General features: G+C 44.8%; 22 protein-coding genes. All 22 read right to left on the reverse strand.

The features are described from left to right. Positions 1–41: 41 nt before the first annotated feature. Entirely contained in the window at positions 42–356 is a 315-nt protein-coding gene (gene nuoK, locus ACN6MY_RS00710) for an NADH-quinone oxidoreductase subunit NuoK (protein ID WP_419882385.1), read from the reverse strand. Then, positions 353–877, reverse strand: coding sequence for an NADH-quinone oxidoreductase subunit J (locus tag ACN6MY_RS00715; RefSeq protein WP_419882386.1), 525 nt, complete (start codon positions 875–877; stop codon positions 353–355). Before ACN6MY_RS00715 ends, nuoK begins: the two co-directional genes overlap by 4 nt. Beyond that, positions 874–1,293 (reverse strand): NADH-quinone oxidoreductase subunit NuoI, encoded by a 420-nt coding sequence (gene nuoI, locus ACN6MY_RS00720; RefSeq protein ID WP_071351101.1) that lies wholly within the window; start codon positions 1,291–1,293, stop codon positions 874–876. Before nuoI ends, ACN6MY_RS00715 begins: the two co-directional genes overlap by 4 nt. 75 nt (positions 1,294–1,368) lie before the next feature. Continuing rightward, positions 1,369–2,376 carry an NADH-quinone oxidoreductase subunit NuoH gene (gene nuoH, locus ACN6MY_RS00725; protein ID WP_419882387.1) on the reverse strand — a complete coding sequence of 336 codons (1,008 nt, stop codon included), beginning with the start codon at positions 2,374–2,376 and terminating at the stop codon, positions 1,369–1,371. Continuing rightward, positions 2,376–3,476 (reverse strand): NADH-quinone oxidoreductase subunit D, encoded by a 1,101-nt coding sequence (locus tag ACN6MY_RS00730; RefSeq protein WP_419882388.1) that lies wholly within the window; start codon positions 3,474–3,476, stop codon positions 2,376–2,378. Before ACN6MY_RS00730 ends, nuoH begins: the two co-directional genes overlap by 1 nt. Position 3,477: 1 nt before the next feature. After that, positions 3,478–4,515 carry an NADH-quinone oxidoreductase subunit C gene (locus ACN6MY_RS00735; protein WP_419882389.1) on the reverse strand — a complete coding sequence of 346 codons (1,038 nt, stop codon included), beginning with the start codon at positions 4,513–4,515 and terminating at the stop codon, positions 3,478–3,480. Next, positions 4,516–5,028 carry a NuoB/complex I 20 kDa subunit family protein gene (locus ACN6MY_RS00740; RefSeq protein WP_419882390.1) on the reverse strand — a complete coding sequence of 171 codons (513 nt, stop codon included), beginning with the start codon at positions 5,026–5,028 and terminating at the stop codon, positions 4,516–4,518. Continuing rightward, entirely contained in the window at positions 5,019–5,393 is a 375-nt protein-coding gene (locus tag ACN6MY_RS00745; RefSeq protein ID WP_419882391.1) for an NADH-quinone oxidoreductase subunit A, read from the reverse strand. Before ACN6MY_RS00745 ends, ACN6MY_RS00740 begins: the two co-directional genes overlap by 10 nt. Positions 5,394–6,301: 908 nt before the next feature. Next, entirely contained in the window at positions 6,302–6,706 is a 405-nt protein-coding gene (locus ACN6MY_RS00750) for a F0F1 ATP synthase subunit epsilon (protein ID WP_419882392.1), read from the reverse strand. A 24-nt stretch (positions 6,707–6,730) separates the two neighbouring features. Beyond that, a complete protein-coding gene (gene atpD / locus ACN6MY_RS00755) occupies positions 6,731–8,128 on the reverse strand; it encodes a F0F1 ATP synthase subunit beta (protein WP_419882393.1) in 1,398 nt (465 codons plus the stop codon). A 95-nt stretch (positions 8,129–8,223) separates the two neighbouring features. Then, positions 8,224–9,081 (reverse strand): ATP synthase F1 subunit gamma, encoded by an 858-nt coding sequence (gene atpG, locus ACN6MY_RS00760; protein WP_419882394.1) that lies wholly within the window; start codon positions 9,079–9,081, stop codon positions 8,224–8,226. 35 nt (positions 9,082–9,116) lie between these two features. Next, positions 9,117–10,625 (reverse strand): F0F1 ATP synthase subunit alpha, encoded by a 1,509-nt coding sequence (gene atpA, locus ACN6MY_RS00765; RefSeq protein ID WP_419882395.1) that lies wholly within the window; start codon positions 10,623–10,625, stop codon positions 9,117–9,119. Between the two features lie 24 nt (positions 10,626–10,649). Next, positions 10,650–11,186: a F0F1 ATP synthase subunit delta gene (locus ACN6MY_RS00770; RefSeq protein ID WP_419882396.1), complete on the reverse strand. Its 537-nt coding sequence runs from the start codon at positions 11,184–11,186 to the stop codon at positions 10,650–10,652. Further along, entirely contained in the window at positions 11,183–11,710 is a 528-nt protein-coding gene (gene atpF, locus ACN6MY_RS00775; RefSeq protein ID WP_419882397.1) for a F0F1 ATP synthase subunit B, read from the reverse strand. The genes ACN6MY_RS00770 and atpF overlap by 4 nt, the downstream gene beginning before the upstream one ends. 136 nt (positions 11,711–11,846) lie before the next feature. Then, positions 11,847–12,071, reverse strand: coding sequence for a F0F1 ATP synthase subunit C (gene atpE / locus ACN6MY_RS00780; RefSeq protein ID WP_071351089.1), 225 nt, complete (start codon positions 12,069–12,071; stop codon positions 11,847–11,849). A 79-nt stretch (positions 12,072–12,150) separates the two neighbouring features. Then, positions 12,151–12,885 (reverse strand): F0F1 ATP synthase subunit A, encoded by a 735-nt coding sequence (gene atpB / locus ACN6MY_RS00785; RefSeq protein ID WP_090988611.1) that lies wholly within the window; start codon positions 12,883–12,885, stop codon positions 12,151–12,153. A gap of 22 nt (positions 12,886–12,907) precedes the next feature. Continuing rightward, on the reverse strand, positions 12,908–13,276 hold the full coding sequence (locus tag ACN6MY_RS00790) for an ATP synthase subunit I (protein ID WP_071351087.1): 369 nt from the start codon (positions 13,274–13,276) through the stop codon (positions 12,908–12,910). Between the two features lie 9 nt (positions 13,277–13,285). Further along, positions 13,286–13,507 carry an AtpZ/AtpI family protein gene (locus tag ACN6MY_RS00795; protein WP_071351086.1) on the reverse strand — a complete coding sequence of 74 codons (222 nt, stop codon included), beginning with the start codon at positions 13,505–13,507 and terminating at the stop codon, positions 13,286–13,288. 255 nt (positions 13,508–13,762) lie between these two features. Beyond that, entirely contained in the window at positions 13,763–15,985 is a 2,223-nt protein-coding gene (locus ACN6MY_RS00800; RefSeq protein ID WP_419882398.1) for a S8 family serine peptidase, read from the reverse strand. A gap of 184 nt (positions 15,986–16,169) precedes the next feature. Beyond that, positions 16,170–17,312 carry a non-hydrolyzing UDP-N-acetylglucosamine 2-epimerase gene (wecB, locus tag ACN6MY_RS00805; RefSeq protein WP_419884270.1) on the reverse strand — a complete coding sequence of 381 codons (1,143 nt, stop codon included), beginning with the start codon at positions 17,310–17,312 and terminating at the stop codon, positions 16,170–16,172. Positions 17,313–17,334: 22 nt separating this feature from the next. After that, entirely contained in the window at positions 17,335–17,964 is a 630-nt protein-coding gene (gene upp / locus ACN6MY_RS00810; protein ID WP_071351084.1) for a uracil phosphoribosyltransferase, read from the reverse strand. Between the two features lie 202 nt (positions 17,965–18,166). Beyond that, positions 18,167–19,408 carry a serine hydroxymethyltransferase gene (glyA, locus tag ACN6MY_RS00815; protein WP_419882399.1) on the reverse strand — a complete coding sequence of 414 codons (1,242 nt, stop codon included), beginning with the start codon at positions 19,406–19,408 and terminating at the stop codon, positions 18,167–18,169. Positions 19,409–19,460 lie beyond the last annotated feature (52 nt).

The raw sequence follows: 19,460 nt of genomic DNA on the forward strand, positions 1-19,460 counted from the left end.
GCATCTTTTAAAGCATGCTGTGAGCTTCAATTCTGTAAAAATCAGTGCTTCATAGAGCTGTTATCTTCCATATTCACAGATTGGCGATTCCTGTAAAGAGCCATTAAAATGGCAAGGCCGACAGCTGCTTCAGCGGCGGCAACCGTAATTGCAAACAATGAAAATACCTGTCCTGTTATGGACGGAGTGACACCTAATTTACTAAATGCCACCAGATTGATATTTACTGCATTCATCATCAGCTCGATTGAGATTAGGACAATGACGGTGTTTCTCTTCGTCAGGGCCCCGTATAGTCCAATACAAAATAGGGCCAATGCCAGCGCTAGATAAGCAGAAAGCGGTACAGAGGTCATGACTTGGCATCCTCCTTTTCTTCCTCATCTTTTCTCGCAAGTACGATTGCTCCAACTAATGCGACCAGCAAAAGGACCGAGGTTATTTCAAAAGGTATGACATTTTTTGAATATAGGGCTTTTCCGATTTGTTCTGTATTTGAAACATGAAGCGTATTTAGCTGTGCCGGAATATCCAGACGGTAGATGCCCATATACACAGCAAAAGCAAATCCGGCAAGCGAGAAAAGAAGAAGAATTTTCCGCCCCTTGCCCATTTGCTGGACTTCGGCATCATTATGGCGGGTCAGCATAATGCCGAACAGCATGATGATTGTCACCGCTCCCGAATAAATCAGAATTTGGACCGAGGCAACAAATTCCGCAGAAAGCAGGATATAAATACCTGCTATGCTGATAAAGGAAAAAACCAGGGACGCCACCATATGAACCACTTTTGTCAGATTGATTAAAAATATCCCCCCGCCAACAGCGATGATGGCAAGCACAATGAATGCAGCAAGCTCTCCTGAAAGACTCATGCTTTATTCACCTGCCGGATATTTTCATCATTTTCATCAAGCCACTCCAGGTTCTTAAAAAGATCGTCCCGGCTATATGCAGCCAGTTCAAAATTATTGGTCATGACGATTGCTTCTGTGGGGCAGACTTCTGTACATAAATCGCATAAAATGCAAATTTCAAAATTGATATCATAAGTATCGATGATCTTGCCTTTCTTATTTGGATCAGGGTGTTTCTTGCCTGTTAATTGGATGCAGTCTGTCGGACAAATCGTGACGCACTGATTACAGACAATGCACTTTTCCGGATAAAACTTTTGTATGCCGCGAAAACGGTCAGGCAAAGGCAGCGGTTCATTAGGGTAATCATACGTCACCTTTTTCCGGGTCAGATTTTGAAGAGTGTATTTCAGGCCTTTGGCTAATCCAATCATCTGTCGTCCCTCGCTTCCTATGGCTATTTTTTCATCCCGCTTCGGCGGGACCATATCCTGCTTGGAGGTTTTATTTTAAAGCAGTTTATATAACTCCTTGGCCAGAGCTGTCAGGAATATGTTTGCCAGCGCAATTGGCAGCAGAATTTTCCACCCAAACTCCATCAGCTGATCTGCACGAAGGCGGGGGAAAGTAACCCGGATCCAAATTAACAGATAAATGACTGCACTGAACTTCAACCCGAACCATATCACTCCCGGAATGAAATGGAGGAACGGGAGTGCATGCCATCCGCCTAGAAATAAAACAGTCGTCAATGCTGCCATGGCAAACATATACACATATTCAGAAAGCATGAAAAACGCCCAGCGGAACCCTGAATATTCAACATGATAGCCTGCCACAAGCTCTGATTCAGCTTCAGGCAAATCGAATGGAACGCGATTCAGTTCAGCGACAGCACAAATCATGAAGATAATGAAGGCAATCGGCTGTTTGATGATGTACCATAGCCCAGCCTGTGCATGGACGATATCATTCAGGTTAAGGCTGCCGGCAAGCATGATGACACCCACAAGAGACATCACCAGCGGAATTTCATAGGAAATCATTTGGGCTGCAGCACGCATCCCGCCAATCAGGGCATATTTATTATTCGAAGCCCAGCCGGCCGATACCACTCCGACCGTGGTAATTCCTGATAGCGCGATATAATATAACAGGCCCACTCCCATATCGGCAAACTGCAGCCGGCTGGTGAATGGAATTGCAGCAATCACCATAAAGGAAGGAGCAAAGGCGATGACTGGCGCCAGAATAAACAGAGGCCGGTCTGCAAGCTTGGGAATGGTATCCTCCTTGATCAATAGCTTGAGCACATCGGCAGCCGTCTGCAGGAGCCCCCACCTTCCGCCTACCTGGTTAGGACCGACACGCATCTGCATAAGCCCCATTATCTTTCTCTCAGACAAAATGGCATAGGTGACAAAGCCTAGCACAACAAACAGAAAAATGAGGGCAAGCAGGAAGAAGATCGCAAAATTCAGGAGACTTGGAGTTTTTTGCAGCAGTTCATGGATCATTAGCCGTCCACCTCTCCAAGCACAATATCAATCGCGCCCAATATAACGATCATGTTGGCCATATTTTCACCCTTCAAAAGCTTTGGCAGCATCTGCAGATTATAAAAAGACGGCCGTCTGAACTTTAGGCGGTAAGGCTCCTTTTTTCCCTCGCTTGCAATATAGCAGCCAATCTCTCCCCGGGGAGATTCAATTCTTACAAACGTCTCTCCCTTTGGCGCTTTAATGATCTTTGGCACCTTGGCCAGTATAGGTCCGTCTTCTGGAAATTGTTCCACGCATTGCTCAATGATTTTAAGGGACTCTTCTATTTCTTCCATCCTGCAATGATATCTGGACCATGCATCACCATCTTCTCTTACCGGAATGTCAAAATCAAAACGGTCATAAATGGAATACGGTTCATCTTTGCGCAGGTCCCACTTTACACCGGTGCATCTCAAATTGGCTCCGCTCAAGGAATAATTGATGGCATCTTCCTTTGAATAAACACCAATCCCCTTCACCCTGTTCATGAAGATTTCATTGCCTGTCACAAGCTCGTGGTATCCTTTCAGCTGCTTCCTCATATACGGGACAAAATCCCTGACCTTTTCAATCCAGCCTTCAGGGGCATCCCATTTCACACCGCCCACCCGCATATAATTAAAGGTCAGGCGTGCACCGGAAAGCTCATTAAGCATGTTCACAATCATTTCACGTTCCCGGAAAGCATATAAAAACGGGCTGGTGGCACCGATATCAAGCAGATAGGTTCCCCACCATACCAAATGGCTTGCAATCCGCCCAAGCTCCATTGCAAGGACACGCAGGTATTCTGCCCTGTCAGGGATTTCGATGTTCATCATGGTCTCAACAGCATGGCATAATACATAGTTGTTCGTCATGGCGGCCAGGTAATCCATCCGGTCCGTATAGGGGATAATCTGGGTATATTGAAGGTCTTCAGCAATCTTCTCAGTCCCGCGGTGAAGATATCCGATAACCGGCGTTGCTTCCTTTATGGTTTCTCCCTCAATCTTAATCACGAGCCTGAAAACTCCATGCGTGCTGGGGTGCTGGGGACCGACATTAAGCAGCATTTCTTCTGTCCGAATCATGCTACACCTCCACATCAAAAGGTTCATAGTCTTTTCTGAGCGGATAGCCGACCCAGTCCTCTCCCAGTAAAATCCTCTTGAGGTCTGGATGCTGGTTAAATGTAATGCCCAGAAGATCATAGGCCTCACATTCCGGCCAATTCGCCCCCTGCCATAGAGGCACAAGCGAATCTGCAGCGGGATTTTCGCGTTCAAGCATCACCTTGAGGGCAACGGATCTTTTGTATTTAAAGGAATAAAGATGAACGTAGATTTCCATATGTGTTTCATAGTCTGTTCCATGCAGCTCCGATAAGTAATCAAAGCACATTGATTCATGGTTTTTCAGTAATTCGGCAACTTGAAAATATGTATGGCGGGCAGCTATCAGTGTAGGAACTTCTTTCGATAGCTGATTAATATAGGAATCTTCCAAAGCATGTTCGCCTAACTGACTTTCGATCATGCTTACATACTCATTGAGGAGGGGCAAATTTCTTGATGGCTTTTCTGTTTTTGGGGCTGTTTCACTGGATGTCTGTTCTTGGGCTTTCAGCTTTGCTTTTGCCGCTGCTTCCGCCTTTGCCTTTGCTGCGGCAATTGCTTTTGTTTTTTCGGCATCGTTCCCGGCTGTTTCACTTCTGGTTTGCTTGGCTAACGCTGCCGCTTTCGTCTTTGCGGCAGCAGCAGCTTTTGCTTTCGCGGCTCCAATGGCCTTTTGTTTGATAGCCTCTTCTCCGTCTCCGCTGTTCTGCGCAGCTTCCTTCTCCTGCCTCTTAGCTAGGGCAGCTGCTTTTGCTGCAGCCGCTGCTTCTGCCTTCTTCTTCGCTTTGTCCTCATCCGGCACTGCCGCATCTGTTGCTTGTTCTCTTTCCCGTCTCTTAGCCAGGGCAGCTGCTTTTGCTGCGGCCGCTGCTTCTGCCTTCTTCTTCGCTTTGTCCTCATCCGGCACTACGGCATCTGTTGCTTGTTCTCTTTCCTTCCTCTTGGCCAGGGCAGCTGCTTTTGCTGCGGCCGCTGCTTCTTTTTTTATCTGTTCGGGATTTTTATCTTCGCTCATTTAAATCACCTTCTTCCCGGTTTTTGCCTCATAGCGGATTTTCTCTTTCAGCTTGTTGATTCCATATATGAGGGCGGCCGGATTAGGAGGGCAGCCTGGGATGTACACATCGACTGGCACGATTTGATCAACGCCTTTTACCACGGAATAAGAGCGGATATATGGACCTCCTGCAGTGGCACAGGACCCCATGCTGATGACCCATTTAGGTTCAGGCATCTGGTCATATAGCCGCCTTAAGATGGGGGCCATTTTCTTTGTGACAGTCCCGGAAACGATCATCACATCAGACTGTCTTGGGGAGGTGCGGAAAAAAGAGCCAAACCGGTCAAGATCATAATGGGAAGAACCTACACCCATCATTTCAATCGCACAGCAGGCAAGTCCAAATGTCATTGGCCATAAAGAATTGCTTCTGGCCCATGCCTTTACTTGCTCCAGCGTGGATAAAAACACACTTCTTTTCAATTCATTCATCTCTTCTTGAGAAATACCCTCAGCATTTAAGTCCATTTCAGCACCTTCTTTTTCCAGGCATAAATTAAACCAATGGCTAACATGGCCGTAAAGATAAACATTTCAATAAGAGCAAATATTCCAAGCTTATTATAAGCAACAGCCCATGGGTAAAGAAAAACAGTTTCTGCATCGAAAATAACAAACATCAGGCCGAATATATAATACCTGACATTAAATTGTACCCTGGAATCATGAAACGGCTCCATTCCGCTTTCATATGTCGTATTTTTAATTTTATTAGGCTTATTGGGCCGCAGCAGTTTTCCGAAAAACAGAGCGATGACAGGAAGTAAGATTCCTAAACACAAAAACGCGATGACTATTAAATAGTTGTTTTGGTATATATGCCAATCTCCCATAGCTATCCCCCATGTTCAAAATTAAGGCTGCGGGTGGCTGTCAACTAAGATGAAGTCTGCTCGCCCTTTTGGCCGTTCATTGACGATTAAACAAACTGAATGCCGGATCTTTTCTGTCCAATTACAATATATGTTCCTTTCCAAGCCCGTATGCGGTTTTAAAATGATTGATTATTCTGTTATTTCATATTATGTAAACGCTATCATTATAACATCGAAACGGTAATGTGTCGATTGTGTCTTCTAATCATTACATTCTTTCTTAAGGCTGCATTCAAACATTTTGTTGATCTGGAACAAGGTGGCTGATTTCCGTTTTTTCAGGAGTTAGCACCTTACGCTCAAATCTGCCCGATTTACGATGGGATCACCTGAAAAAGCCTTTTTAAATAAAGCTGTTTATTCGTAAACTTTGTTGCTATAAAACACGGTGGTTGATTTCCGCTCCAGGATGCTCGCTTTCCGCGGGGCAGGCGGTGAGCCTCCTCGGCGGCGCCTGCGGGGTCTCACCTTCCCGCTAATCCCGCAGGAGTCTCGCACCTTACGCTCCAATCAACCTGGCTTGACAATAGGAACGCCTCACATAACAAATTAAAAAAACAACAATCTTTAAGAAAAGAGCCTTAAATAAAGAGAATGGCTCTATCAAGGTCAAAGTAAATAGGAATTTTCCCATCCTCATACTTTTAATTTCCAAAAATCTGGATAATTACGCCAGATCCACCCTGATTCGAGCCAAATCGTTATCCATTCGAGTGAAATCCAAGTTGATTAGAGCCAGATTCCGGTTCATTAGAGCCAAACGGCATAAAGGGCTGAAAATTCTCCGGATGCAGGACAAACCGATGCAGAAAATAGATGAAAAAGAAAAAAGGCACATTCCCTTAAGTAAGGAATGTGCCTTTTGCTTAAAAATTGCGTTCTGCAATATTAATCCGGTTAACTGCGCGCTTTAAAGCAAGCTCTGCACGTTTTGCATCTACTGCATCTGTGCTGTCCTGCAATCTTTGCTCAGCTCTAGCCTTTGCGGCCTGTGCCCGGGCTAAATCGATAGTTTCAGCTCTTTCAGCAGTTTGAGCCAGAATAGTCACCACATCAGGACGGACTTCCAGGAAGCCGCCATTTACAGCAATAAGGTCTGTACGGCCTTCATTTTTCAATCGGACCGAACCTATTTGCAGGGGCGCAACCATTGGAATATGGCCAGCCATAATTCCTAGTTCGCCGCTTTTTGCCTTTGTGCTTACCATTTCAACTTCTGCATCATATACTGGGCCATCGGGAGTAACAACACTGACTTTTATGGTCTTCATTTCATACCCTCCTTGGTCCCTTTGTTAAGCCATTTTTTTTGCTTTTTCAACAACTTCTTCAATTCTTCCCACTAGACGGAAAGCATCTTCTGGAAGGTCATCATATTTGCCGTCAAGGATTGCTCTGAATCCAGTGATTGTTTCCTTAACAGGAACATATGAACCTTTTTGACCAGTGAACTGCTCTGCCACGTGGAAGTTTTGTGATAAGAAGTTTTGAATTTTACGAGCGCGGGAAACAATTAATTTTTCCTCGTCGTTCAATTCATCCATACCCAGGATCGCAATGATATCCTGAAGTTCTTTATAGCGCTGTAAAGTCGACTGAACCTCACGTGCTACCGCATAATGCTCTGTGCCTACTACTTCTGGAGATAGTGCACGAGAAGAAGATGCTAACGGGTCAACCGCTGGATAGATACCCATTTCAGAAAGCTTACGCTCAAGGTTAGTTGTAGCATCCAAGTGAGCGAAAGTAGTTGCCGGAGCCGGGTCAGTATAGTCATCCGCAGGAACGTAAATCGCTTGGATGGATGTTACAGATCCTACGTTTGTAGATGTGATGCGCTCTTGCAATTGTCCCATTTCTGTAGCAAGTGTAGGCTGGTAACCAACCGCTGAAGGCATACGGCCTAGAAGGGCAGAAACCTCTGAACCTGCTTGTGTGAAACGGAAGATGTTATCGATAAAGAACAGTACGTCCTGTCCTTGTTCGTCACGGAAATATTCAGCCATTGTCAAACCAGTCAAAGCAACACGCATACGTGCACCAGGCGGTTCATTCATTTGTCCGAATACCATGGCTGTTTTCTTGATAACGCCTGAATCAGTCATCTCGTAGAAAAGGTCATTTCCTTCACGAGTACGCTCTCCAACGCCGGCAAATACAGAAATACCGCCATGCTCTTGTGCGATGTTATTGATAAGTTCCTGGATAAGAACTGTTTTACCAACACCAGCACCGCCGAATAGACCGATTTTTCCGCCCTTGATGTAAGGAGCAAGAAGGTCTACTACTTTAATTCCTGTTTCCAAAATTTCTACTTCAGTAGAAAGATTTTCAAAAGTAGGTGCTTGTCTGTGGATTGGATCTTTTCTTACATCAGCTGCAAGAGGTTCAGCAAGGTCGATGTTTTCGCCTAATACGTTGAAAACACGTCCAAGAGTTACATCTCCTACAGGAACAGAAATCGCAGCTCCTGTATCTACCGTTTCAGCACCGCGTGTTAATCCATCAGTTGAAGACATCGCAACTGTGCGGACTGCATCATCGCCTAAATGAAGGGCTACTTCAAGAGTAAGGCTTTTGCCTGACGCTTTGTCATCGATTCTTAGTGCGTTATAGATCTTTGGAAGATGTCCGTTTTCAAATTTAACGTCAACAACCGGACCCATAACTTGGGTAACGCGTCCTACATTCATCGTTTTCCCTCCTACCATTACTGTGACGACTATCTATTAATCGGAACGGGAAGCAAATCGTCCAGTCTTGCCCGTTCCCTTTACGTTCATTGTATCTATTCCAGCGCAGCTGCTCCGCCGACAATTTCAGTGATTTCTTGAGTAATCGCGGCCTGACGCGCACGGTTGTACACAAGAGACAGACTGTCAATCAATTCAGATGCATTATCTGTCGCATTCTTCATTGCAGTCATACGGGCTGCATGCTCGCTAGCTTTTCCGTCTAAAATTGCCCCGTAAATTAAGCTCTCGGCATATTGCGGAAGCAGAACTTCCAGAATTTCCTCTGGTGACGGCTCAAATTCGTAGGCAGTCATTTTGCCCGCAGGATGAATATCCGTTAAAGGCAAAATTTTCTTCTCAGTGACATCCTGCTGGATGGCACTGACGTAATGATTGTAGTACATATATAATTCGTCGCACTGCTTGTTTTTGAACAAGCCGACTGTAGACTTAACGATATCATTAATATCAGCAAATGACGGCTGATCCGGAACTCCGACTACTTCCAGTTCCACAGGCATTTTACGGCTGACAAAGAAATCGCGGCCAACTCTTCCGATTGCAATGATTACATATTCATCAGAGGACTTGTGGCGCTGATTAATTGTTTTAAAGACGTGGCGGAGTACGCTGCTGTTGTATGCCCCTGCTAATCCGCGGTCAGATGTAATCACAAGGTAACCGGTTTTTTTGACAGGACGGGATACTAGCATTGGATGAGCCACACCATTGCTGCCATGCGCAATACTGGCTACTACTTCTTGAATCTTCTCCATATATGGGACAAAAGCTCTTGCATTCGCTTCTGCACGATTCATTTTGGAAGCAGATACCATTTGCATCGCCTTGGTAATCTGGCTAGTCTTTTTAGTCGACGTAATACGGGACTTTATGTCGCGCAAAGAGGCCATTGCTTCTCACCACCCTTTAATATTAGTTAGACCAGTTATTCAGAAATAACGAATGTCTTTTTGAATTCGTTAATTGCAGAAACGATAGCATCGTCTTCAGGCAGTTTGCCTGTTGTACGGATGTGGTCTAGTAATTCAGGATGATTTTTATCTAACCATACGTAGTAATCACCTTCAAAACGCAGGATATCAGATACAGGAATCTGATCCAAGTGTCCGCGGGTTAATGCGTAAAGAATCATAACCTGCTTTTCAACTTTGATCGGCTTGTTCAGATCCTGTTTAAGAACCTCAACTGTACGTGCACCGCGTGCAAGCTTAGCCTGGGTTTGCTTATCAAGGTCAGAACCGAATTGAGAGAATGCTTCAAGCTCGCGGTAAGAAGCAAGGTCAAGACGCAGTGTACCTGCAACACTCTTCATCGCTTTGATTTGTGCTGATCCTCCTACACGTGAAACGGAAAGACCGGCGTTGATCGCAGGACGTACGCCTGAGAAGAACAAATCGGATTGAAGGAAAATCTGTCCATCAGTGATGGAGATTACGTTTGTCGGGATGTATGCAGAAATATCTCCTGCCTGTGTCTCAACAAATGGAAGTGCTGTAATGGAACCTGCACCTAATGTATCATTTAATTTTGCTGCACGCTCAAGCAAACGGGAGTGCAAGTAGAATACGTCACCAGGGAATGCTTCACGGCCTGGAGGACGGCGAAGAAGCAAGGAAAGTTCACGGTATGCAGATGCTTGTTTAGAAAGATCATCGTATACAACTAGAACATGCTTGCCGCTGAACATAAAGTGCTCGGCCATAGATACACCTGCGTATGGAGCAAGGTATAAAAGCGGAGCAGGCTGTGATGCAGAAGCCGTTACGACGATTGTGTAATCCAATGCGCCATTTTTGCGAAGTGTTTCAACTGTTCCGCGGACAGTGGATTCTTTTTGGCCGATTGCCACATAGATACAGATCATGTTTTGGTCAGCCTGGTTAAGGATTGTATCGATAGCTACAGATGTTTTACCAGTCTGGCGGTCACCGATGATTAACTCACGCTGTCCGCGTCCGATTGGAACAAGTGCATCGATCGCTTTAATGCCTGTTTGAAGAGGCTCATGAACTGATTTACGATCCATAACTCCTGTTGCAGGGCTTTCGATTGGACGAGTTTGTGTTGTGTTGATTGGACCAAGTCCGTCAACAGGCTGTCCAAGAGGATTTACAACACGGCCGATTAGTTCTTCGCCGACAGGAACTTCCATGATTTTGCCTGTACGTCGTACTTCGCTGCCTTCCTGAATGTCTCTGAAAGCTCCAAGAATTACGATACCCACGTTGTTTTCTTCAAGGTTTTGAGATAAACCCATGGTGCCATTCGCGAATTCAACAAGCTCCCCAGCCATAACATTATCTAAACCATGAACGCGTGCGATACCATCCCCTACAGAGATAACAGTACCCACATCGCTTACTTTTATTTCAGACTGATAATTTTCAATCTGTTTTTTAATCAGCGCACTGATTTCTTCAGCTTTGATGCCCATGAATTTCACCCCTATCTGTGAATGTTAACGAAGCAGTTGTCTTTCAAGGCGTTCTAGCTTTCCGCTTACGCTTCCGTCAAAAATGCGGTTGCCGATGCGGAGCTTGATGCCTCCAAGCAAGCTGCTGTCTGCTATATTTTTAATTCTAAGCGTTTTTTTGCCTACTTTTGCTGCAAATACTGCAGATACTTCTGTTTTCTCCTCTTCAGTAAGAGGGCGTACAGTGTATACTTCAGCGTCTGCAATCGATCTTTCCTCATTAGCCCGGCTGATGAATTCCTCTGCCATAACAGCAATGGAATCAGCACGGTGGCGGTCGATCATAATGAAAAGCGTGTTCAGAACCTGAGTGTTCAGGCCGGCGAAAGAAGCTGTGATCAAATCTCTCTTCGCCTCTTTTGTTACTTTTGGATGCTCCAGAAATTCTAAAAGCTCTCCCTCATTCGAGAAGACATCTTTTACTGCACGTACATCCTCTTCTATTTTCTCCAGAAGATTCTGTTCCACTGCAATTTGAAAAAGAGCGGCTGCATAAGGTTTAGCTACAGAAATATCGCTCATTGCTCTTTTCCTGCCTCTGCAATGTATTCACTGATTAATTTCTCTTGATCAGCTTCAGATAATTCCTTCTCGATCACTTTTGAAGCTATAAGTACGGATAAAGAAGCCACTTGTTCGCGCAGGGCGGCCACAGCTTTTTCTTTTTCCTGGATGATTTCGCGTTTAGCTGATTCTTTAATGCGGTCAGCATCTGTACGGGCAGCAACGATAATATCTTCACGCTGCATCTCGCCTTGCTTCTTCGCACTTTCGATAAGCTCAGTTGCATCGATGCGGGACTGTTTTAATAGCTCGCGCTGTTCTTCCAGCATTTTTGCTGCTTCCGCACGGCTTTGTTCTGCTGCTTCGATTTCTCCGGCAATGTGTGCTTCACGGTCTTTCATGATGCCCATTAGCGGACCGAAGGCAAATTTCTTAAGCAACGCTAACAAAATGATAAAAATGACAAGCTGGAAAATGATATCCCCGCTGTTGAAATGGGCTTCACCCACTGATGCCCCAAGTAAAAAACTGCTTGTTAACACGCTCGGTTCACTCCCTTCATGGAATTCACTATGATTTTATATGGTCGAAAGAAGATTATATTATCCGTTAAACATAAAGCAATGGCGAAGGTTCTCATGGAATGATCTTCGCCATTATTGAACTTCCTGAAATTAATTATTTACCTTGAACGATAAATGCGATAACTACCGCTATGATTGGAAGTGCCTCTACTAACGCAACACCAACGAACATAGTAGTTTGAAGCATACCGCGGGCTTCTGGCTGGCGAGCCATCCCTTCGATTGTACGTCCTACGATAAGACCGTTACCGATACCAGCACCTAATGCACCTAATCCAACTGCGATTGCAGCTGCTACAAGACCTAATGAACCTGTCATGATAAAATTTCCTCCTTGAAAATTAAGTTTTTATTTTTAAACAATGATAGAGCGTTCAATAGTTGAACCTTTTTTATAATTAATGGTCCTCGCTCACTTTGTGAGAGAGATAAACCATTGTTAACATAGTGAAAATGAAAGCCTGGATGGATCCTACAAAAAGACTGAAGCCTTGCCATGCAAGCATTGGCACAGCTGCTACGATTGTTCCGACAATGCCGCTTCCAACAGAGTTGGCATAGCCGTTTGTTGCTAGTCCTGCAAGTAAAGATAAAAGAATTTCACCAGCATAGATGTTTCCGTAAAGACGCAATCCAAGAGTCAGAGTGTTAGCAAACTCTTCAATGATCTTCAATGGGAATAAGAAACCCATCGGCTGAAAATAGGTTTTGCCGTAATTTCTTGCACCTCTCATCTTGATGCCGTAATAGTGGGTTAGCCCCAATACCATTACTGCCAGAGTTAAGGTAACGGCCGGATCAGCTGTTGGCGATTTCCACCAAAGCTCATGTCCTAATACAACTGAGAAAGGCAAGCCTAACATGTTTGATACAAAAATGTACATGATGAGTGTCATTCCCAGTATAAGAAAGCGTCCGCCTGTATTCCAGTCCATCGTGCTATTGATTAGGCCTTTAACAAAATCCATGATCCATTCTACAAAGTTCTGGATTCCTGTTGGCTTCATCGCAAGACGGCGGGTGGAAGCTACAGCGATTATGAAGACTATGAGACTTGCAATAGTAATCATCATGACATTTGCCATATTGAAGTACAGTCCCATAAATTCCACGTAAGGAGCTTCATGATTCAACAGTATTCACCTCTCTTCTTGACTACCGACGTAAGTTTTGGATAAAAAAATCTATCATAATGACTAAATATCCTGTCATTAATCCTATAACCACACTTGCCATTTGAAACTTTTCGGGATAATTGAGTGCAATGACCGCGGCTAATGCTGCTGCTGCCATCCTGGTCAGACTGCCCAGGGATTTCATTTTCCTGCCTTCTGCTGCCGCTTCGGAAAACTTCCTGTTTTTCTTGACCATGGACCAGTAATTAAACAGGCTGAAGGACGTTCCCAGTATTAAGCCCAGGAAGATTGTGTAATAGGGAGTGAAACCAGCTCCCAGCACATAAATAGCCAAAAGGTATATTATGTACTTTCTCTGCCTGTTGAACATCTTATCTAATTCTGGCATGTTGGTGTTTTAATCTCCCAAGAAATATTGTCGAACTGTGCTCAGCATGGCTAATACGCCTGTAGCAAGTCCTAAAAGAAGACCAACCACTAAAAGAAGCGGCTCGGTATCAAGCAATGAGTCAAGCCACCTTCCAGTGAAGATGCCGGCTAAAATGGAGCCGGTCAGCTGGGCAAGTATAGCGGACATTAATCTCATGGCTTTAAAGAAGCTGCGATTTGTTTGACGCATCTTTGCATCCTCGCGTTTTTTGTAGGCGGATAGTATGCTATCCCGGTGTAAAAAGTGGACAATCACCTTGCACGAAGAGCTGTAAACCCTCCCATTCTATATCCTTTGTTAGCATACAATAGCCGACATTTAATGTCAATGTGCGTATAGGGAAAAATGTCTGGCGTCAAGAATAATTAACTAAATGTTCACAATTAGTTTTTTGGTATACTATTGACTTTTTTGCAATGATAGTAATCCCCCCTCTCCTGGAGGCTATTCTATTATGATTGTCACTTCTATCCTGTCTTCCCTGCCGCTTTTTTTAGCGAATACAATTGCTCTGTATACCCCTGGTTCCGGAAGGTCCTTTTTCAGTATTTCCTTTTTTATCAGACCATGAGGAGCATTGACTGACCAATCCATATAACCTGCAAATCTGAAGCTGTCTGCATCATATAGGGCAATTCCGAATTCATCGGCTCCCCTCGGCAGGTACATTTCGTATCTGTATGTTCCATCTTTATCTCCGGGCGAGAATTCAAAGCCCATGACACGCGGATAATTCGGTTCTTCTTTTACATACAAAAACGGCATACTGATTCTGTTGGTTCCTTCAAGCATCTTCAAGTACCCATCATAGATCCCTTTATTCAGCTGCCGGGGATTCACTTGAAGCCCTGTTTTAATTTCTTTCTTCTCACCCGGGCCCACGTCAAAGGATGAAGGCAGATCCCAGGTTAGCCCTTTTTCTTTATGAGGAATGATAAAGGAGTAATGCTTTTTTGTTTTTCCCGTATTTTCGATAACAATCGTTTCTTCATGCTCATCGGTTCCTTCAGACTTTGTGAACATCCCAAAGCTGAGCGAGCTGGGATAAAGCAGTGTGTCAGCCTTAATGGCCTGATCTATCCGGATTCTGCCCGCTCCCTGTTCATATGTGTGATATAGCTCTTTCCCCTTTTTATATAGAGGCATGGCAGTGCTCATCAATGCTGATTTCACCTGCTCTGGTGTCCACTCCGGGTGCTTTTGCAAAAGCAGGGCGCATGCTCCGGCGACATGCGGAGCTGCCATACTCGTCCCCTGAAGTGATTGATATCCGGAAGGAACCGTACTGTCAATGGCCACACCGGGCGCAAGCAAATCCGGCTTAATTCCCCATGTTACGGTGACAGGCCCGCGGGATGAAAAATCAGCAAGTTTGTCTTGTTCTTTCTTATATATAATACGTATCATTGCATTCTTATCTTTTTCTGTAAGGACCTTCAGAATTTCCCCGTCTCTTTTCGAAATGGCAGCAGCAGGGATGCGTGATGGCTTTTCCAGGTTACCCATGAAAAGTCCGCTTGTATTATTGTAGACTAAAACAGCGGCAGCGCCTGATTGTTCAGCATTTCTTACTTTCTCCGAGAAAGTGAGAGTTCCCCTTTTGACTAAGACCACTTTTCCTTTTGCGTGCTTCAGATCCTCTTTTCTTCCAAGTCCTCCAAATAGGACGCTTTGCGAAGATGAAAGTTTCCATTTTTCCGAACCTTGAAGGGGGAGCATGGTCATTTCCTTTCTCCCGCTCCCAATGCCCGCCAATAAAACAGGCGTTGTCAGGGGAGGTGTCGAGGCTCCAACAGATATGGCCTTTTCAGCTGTTCCTGGAGATCCGACAGTCCATATATCGGGCCCGGAATTGCCATTAGAGGTAACTGCGACAATCCCTTTGTCCACAGCTTCATTTAAAGCAAGCGAAATAGGCAGGTCAGGACCGTTCACTTCATTCCCTAACGAGAGATTGATGACATCCATTTTATCTTCAATGGCAGCATCAATTGCAGCAAGCACCTGTTCCGTATCTCCTGCTCCGCCGGGACCGAGTGCCCTGTATGCAGATATTTCCGCTTCTGGGGCAACACCTTTCATCTTTCCATTTGCCGCAATAATTCCTGCGACATGGGTGCCGTGAATAGTAGAGAGATCTCCCTGGTTTTTCGTTTCCATAGGATCTCTGTCTCCATCGACCAGATCCCTGCCGCCCTTATAGGATCTTTTCAAGTCCGGGTGGGTATAGTCAATGCCTGTATCAATAACCCCCACCTTCACTCCACTACCGGTAATTCTCCGGTTTTTATCATCAAAATAGTTCCGGACTTTATCTGCGCCGATGAAAGGAATGCTTTCATCTCCCTCTGCATGATAAATAGATACTTCCGTAACAAACTTGACCTTCATTTCTTTTTTAAGGCTTGAGATTTCCGAGGTCTTCCCTGAAACGGAAAAACCATTTAAGGCATGTTTGTAGACTTTCCGTAAATGAAGGGAGGGATATTTTTTCAGTACAGAAGATATGTCTGATACAGAAGCCTTATTATCAAGCGCAACGATCGCCCTGATGACTTTGGACTGCGAGACAACAGGCAGTGGCGGCAGCTCAATTGCAGCAAGCGGACAGTAAGCCGGCAGAAGAAATTGAACAGACAACAAAAGCAGTAAGCATTTTTTCAGCACAGAAATAGTCCCCCTTTTCCCCTTATGTTTTCTCCCAGGTCAAAGGCTATGCATGGTAAATGAAATAAATCGTTCCAGCTGGGTATGCTTCATAAACGGTATTTTTGTTTGGTAAGGGAAACCAGAAAAAAGAAGCTGTCTCATTAGCCTTGTTTGGACTTTCGAGACAGCTTCCTCTATATCATTATTGCCGAAACGGCTCAGGAGCCGTATCTGTTTTTTTGAAATAATAACGTATCGCTTCAGCTATGCGCCGAGAGGAATGGCCATCTCCATAAGGATTTGACGCCTTTGACATAGCACGGTGTTCTTCGTCATCTGTCAGCAGGTCCATGGCCATACGGAAAATCGTATCCTCTTTGGTTCCGGCAAGCTTCAGTGTGCCAGCTTCAATTCCTTCCGGGCGCTCAGTCGTATCACGCAGCACGAGGACCGGAACTCCCAAAGAAGGGGCTTCCTCCTGTACTCCGCCTGAATCGGTAAGAATTAAATAAGATCTGGCTGCAAAATTATGAAAATCGAGTACATCCAGCGGATCAATCAGGTGAATACGGGAATCATCCCCCAGTATTTCCCTGGCCAATTCCCTGACTGCCGGATTTAAATGCACTGGGTAAACCACTTGTACATCACTTTGTTCAGCAAGAATTCTCTTCACAGCACGAAAGATATTCCGCATCGGTTCTCCCAGGTTTTCCCGGCGGTGTGCTGTCAGAAGAATCAGGCGGTCACTGCCTATCTTGCTGAGGACAGGATGCGAGTACTCTTCTCTGACAGTGGTTTTCAGGGCATCTGTCGCGGTGTTGCCTGTTATGAAGATTTGGCCTTTTTTATTTTCATCACGAAGATTGCCGGCGGCTTTATTTGTTGGGGCAAAATGAAGGTCTGCCATTACCCCGGTAAGCTGTCGGTTCATCTCCTCAGGAAATGGAGAATATTTATTCCAGGTCCTCAAGCCCGCTTCCACGTGCCCCACTTCAATTTGGTTATAAAAAGCTGCTAGGCTTGCGGCAAAGGTTGTGGTGGTATCTCCATGAACCAAAACTATGTCCGGCTTGGCTTCCTTCATTACAGCATCAAGGCCCTCAAGTCCTTTTACTGTAATATCCACAAGTGTCTGCCGGTCCTTCATAATATTCAAGTCATAATCAGGCTCTATGGAAAAAAGCTTAAGAACCTGGTCCAGCATTTGCCTATGCTGGGCCGTAACCGCAACAATGGGTGTAAATTCTTCCGGGTGCTTTTGAAATTCAAGGACAAGCGGAGCCATTTTCACAGCTTCAGGCCTTGTCCCAAAAATTGTCATAACCTTGATAGGCCCTGTCATCATATACACCTCAACAAATGATTTATTTTGTTCCGAACAATCTGTCTCCAGCATCCCCCAGACCTGGAACGATGTAGCCATGGTCATTTAATTTTTCATCAAGTCCGGCAATGTAGATATCTACATCAGGATGTGCTTCGCTTAAGGCTTCCACGCCTTCAGGAGCTGCAATCAGGCACATGAATTTAATATTCACGGCACCGCGCTTTTTAATGGAATGAATGGCTTCAATGGCAGATCCGCCTGTAGCAAGCATCGGATCAACAACAATGCACTCTCTTTCAGCCAAATCGCTTGGAAGCTTCACATAATATTCAACTGGCTTCAATGTTTCCGGGTCGCGGTATAGACCGACATGGCCTACCTTTGCAGCAGGGATCAGTTTCAAAATCCCATCAACCATACCGATGCCGGCGCGAAGGATAGGAATGATGCCCAGCTTTTTGCCTGAAAGCATTTTGAATTTTGCTTTGCTTACCGGCGTTTCAATTTCCACATCCTCCAATGGAAGATCTCTCGTAATTTCAAATGCCATCAGCGTTGCCACTTCATCTACAAGCTCGCGGAATTCTTTTGTACCTGTATGTATATCACGTATATAGGCAAGTTTGTGCTGAATAAGCGGATGATCAAAAACATATACCTTAGCCATCAAGATCTCTCCTTCTACTTCCGAAATTTTGTGTGTGCCATTCTTGCGGTTTTACCTGCATGCCAAAACATCATGGTCCAGGGAAAATTCACTTCTACTCATTTTACAGAAAAACAATTCATACTTCAACAAAAGCTTCAGGAGATTTATTTTCCATTTTTCTGTAAAAAAACCGCTCCCTAAAAAGGGAACGGCTGGGGTATCAATATTCAGGATATAAACTGTATTTGCCAGAAAGAGCAGAAACTCTCTCCTTTGCTTCTTCCAGCTTGCTTTGGTCTTCAGGATTCTTAAGCACAAGACCAATGATTGATGCGATTTCATCCATATCTTCAAGGCCAAATCCGCGCGTTGTTACGGCTGCTGTGCCAATCCTTATGCCGCTCGTTACAAAAGGGCTTTCCTTATCAAATGGGATCGTGTTCTTATTAACAGTGATACCGATATCATCCAGAGCCTTTTCTGCTACTTTTCCAGTCAGGGAAACTGAAGTCAGATCAAGAAGCAATAAGTGGTTATCCGTTCCGCCTGACACTAAAGTAAGCCCTTCTTTGACCAAAGAGCTGCCAAGGCGTTTGGCGTTATTGATGATGTCCTGTGAATATTGTTTGAAATCATCCTGAAGCGCTTCTCCGAATGCCACTGCCTTAGCAGCAATAACATGCATAAGCGGGCCGCCCTGAATTCCAGGGAAGATGGATTTATCAATTTTCTTCGCAAACTCTTCCTTGCAGAGAATCATTCCTCCGCGCGGGCCGCGAAGTGTTTTATGGGTAGTTGTCGTAACAAAATCAGCGTATGGCACAGGGCTCTGGTGAAGGCCTGCAGCTACAAGTCCGGCAATGTGAGCCATATCTACCATTAAGTAGGCACCCACTTCATCCGCAATTTCCCTGAAGCGTTTGAAATCAATGGCGCGCGGATATGCACTTGCGCCTGCGACAATCAGCTTTGGCTTGTGCTGGTGCGCTTTTTCCAAAACATCATCATAATTGATTTGCTGATTTTCCTGGTCGACTCCGTATTCAACAAAGTTATATTGGACGCCGCTGAAATTCACCGGGCTTCCATGTGTTAAATGGCCGCCATGTGATAAGTTCATTCCAAGAACCGTGTCGCCTTGCTCAAGAATGGTGAAGTATACTGCCATATTGGCCTGTGCGCCAGAATGAGGCTGGACATTGGCATGCTCGGCACCGAAGATTTCTTTCGCGCGGTCACGGGCTAAATCTTCCACAACATCAACATATTCACAGCCGCCATAATAGCGTTTGCCAGGATAGCCTTCTGCATATTTATTTGTCAATACAGACCCTTGAGCTTCCATTACAGCTTCACTTACGAAGTTTTCAGATGCAATTAATTCAATCTTGCTTCTTTGTCTTCCTAATTCTTCTTGAATCGCTTTAAAAACCTGCTTATCTTGCTTCGCTAAACGGTTCATTGGAAATCCTCCTCTTATAGGCCCATTCATTATGTATTATGTGTAAACAATT

The organism is Peribacillus sp. B-H-3, assembly GCF_048572925.1.
Lineage (GTDB): Bacteria > Bacillota > Bacilli > Bacillales > DSM-1321 > Peribacillus.

Coding starts and splice junctions, on each gene's coding strand:
- nuoK (WP_419882385.1), bottom strand. CDS start 356: ATGACCTCTGTACCGCTTTCTGCTTATCTAGCGCTGGCATTGGCCCTA.
- ACN6MY_RS00715 (WP_419882386.1), bottom strand. CDS start 877: ATGAGTCTTTCAGGAGAGCTTGCTGCATTCATTGTGCTTGCCATCATC.
- nuoI (WP_071351101.1), bottom strand. CDS start 1,293: ATGATTGGATTAGCCAAAGGCCTGAAATACACTCTTCAAAATCTGACC.
- nuoH (WP_419882387.1), bottom strand. CDS start 2,376: ATGATCCATGAACTGCTGCAAAAAACTCCAAGTCTCCTGAATTTTGCG.
- ACN6MY_RS00730 (WP_419882388.1), bottom strand. CDS start 3,476: ATGATTCGGACAGAAGAAATGCTGCTTAATGTCGGTCCCCAGCACCCC.
- ACN6MY_RS00735 (WP_419882389.1), bottom strand. CDS start 4,515: ATGAGCGAAGATAAAAATCCCGAACAGATAAAAAAAGAAGCAGCGGCC.
- ACN6MY_RS00740 (WP_419882390.1), bottom strand. CDS start 5,028: ATGGACTTAAATGCTGAGGGTATTTCTCAAGAAGAGATGAATGAATTG.
- ACN6MY_RS00745 (WP_419882391.1), bottom strand. CDS start 5,393: ATGGGAGATTGGCATATATACCAAAACAACTATTTAATAGTCATCGCG.
- ACN6MY_RS00750 (WP_419882392.1), bottom strand. CDS start 6,706: ATGAAGACCATAAAAGTCAGTGTTGTTACTCCCGATGGCCCAGTATAT.
- atpD (WP_419882393.1), bottom strand. CDS start 8,128: ATGAATGTAGGACGCGTTACCCAAGTTATGGGTCCGGTTGTTGACGTT.
- atpG (WP_419882394.1), bottom strand. CDS start 9,081: ATGGCCTCTTTGCGCGACATAAAGTCCCGTATTACGTCGACTAAAAAG.
- atpA (WP_419882395.1), bottom strand. CDS start 10,625: ATGGGCATCAAAGCTGAAGAAATCAGTGCGCTGATTAAAAAACAGATT.
- ACN6MY_RS00770 (WP_419882396.1), bottom strand. CDS start 11,186: ATGAGCGATATTTCTGTAGCTAAACCTTATGCAGCCGCTCTTTTTCAA.
- atpE (WP_071351089.1), bottom strand. CDS start 12,071: ATGACAGGTTCATTAGGTCTTGTAGCAGCTGCAATCGCAGTTGGATTA.
- ACN6MY_RS00790 (WP_071351087.1), bottom strand. CDS start 13,276: ATGCCAGAATTAGATAAGATGTTCAACAGGCAGAGAAAGTACATAATA.
- ACN6MY_RS00795 (WP_071351086.1), bottom strand. CDS start 13,507: ATGCGTCAAACAAATCGCAGCTTCTTTAAAGCCATGAGATTAATGTCC.
- wecB (WP_419884270.1), bottom strand. CDS start 17,312: ATGACAGGGCCTATCAAGGTTATGACAATTTTTGGGACAAGGCCTGAA.
- upp (WP_071351084.1), bottom strand. CDS start 17,964: ATGGCTAAGGTATATGTTTTTGATCATCCGCTTATTCAGCACAAACTT.
- glyA (WP_419882399.1), bottom strand. CDS start 19,408: ATGAACCGTTTAGCGAAGCAAGATAAGCAGGTTTTTAAAGCGATTCAA.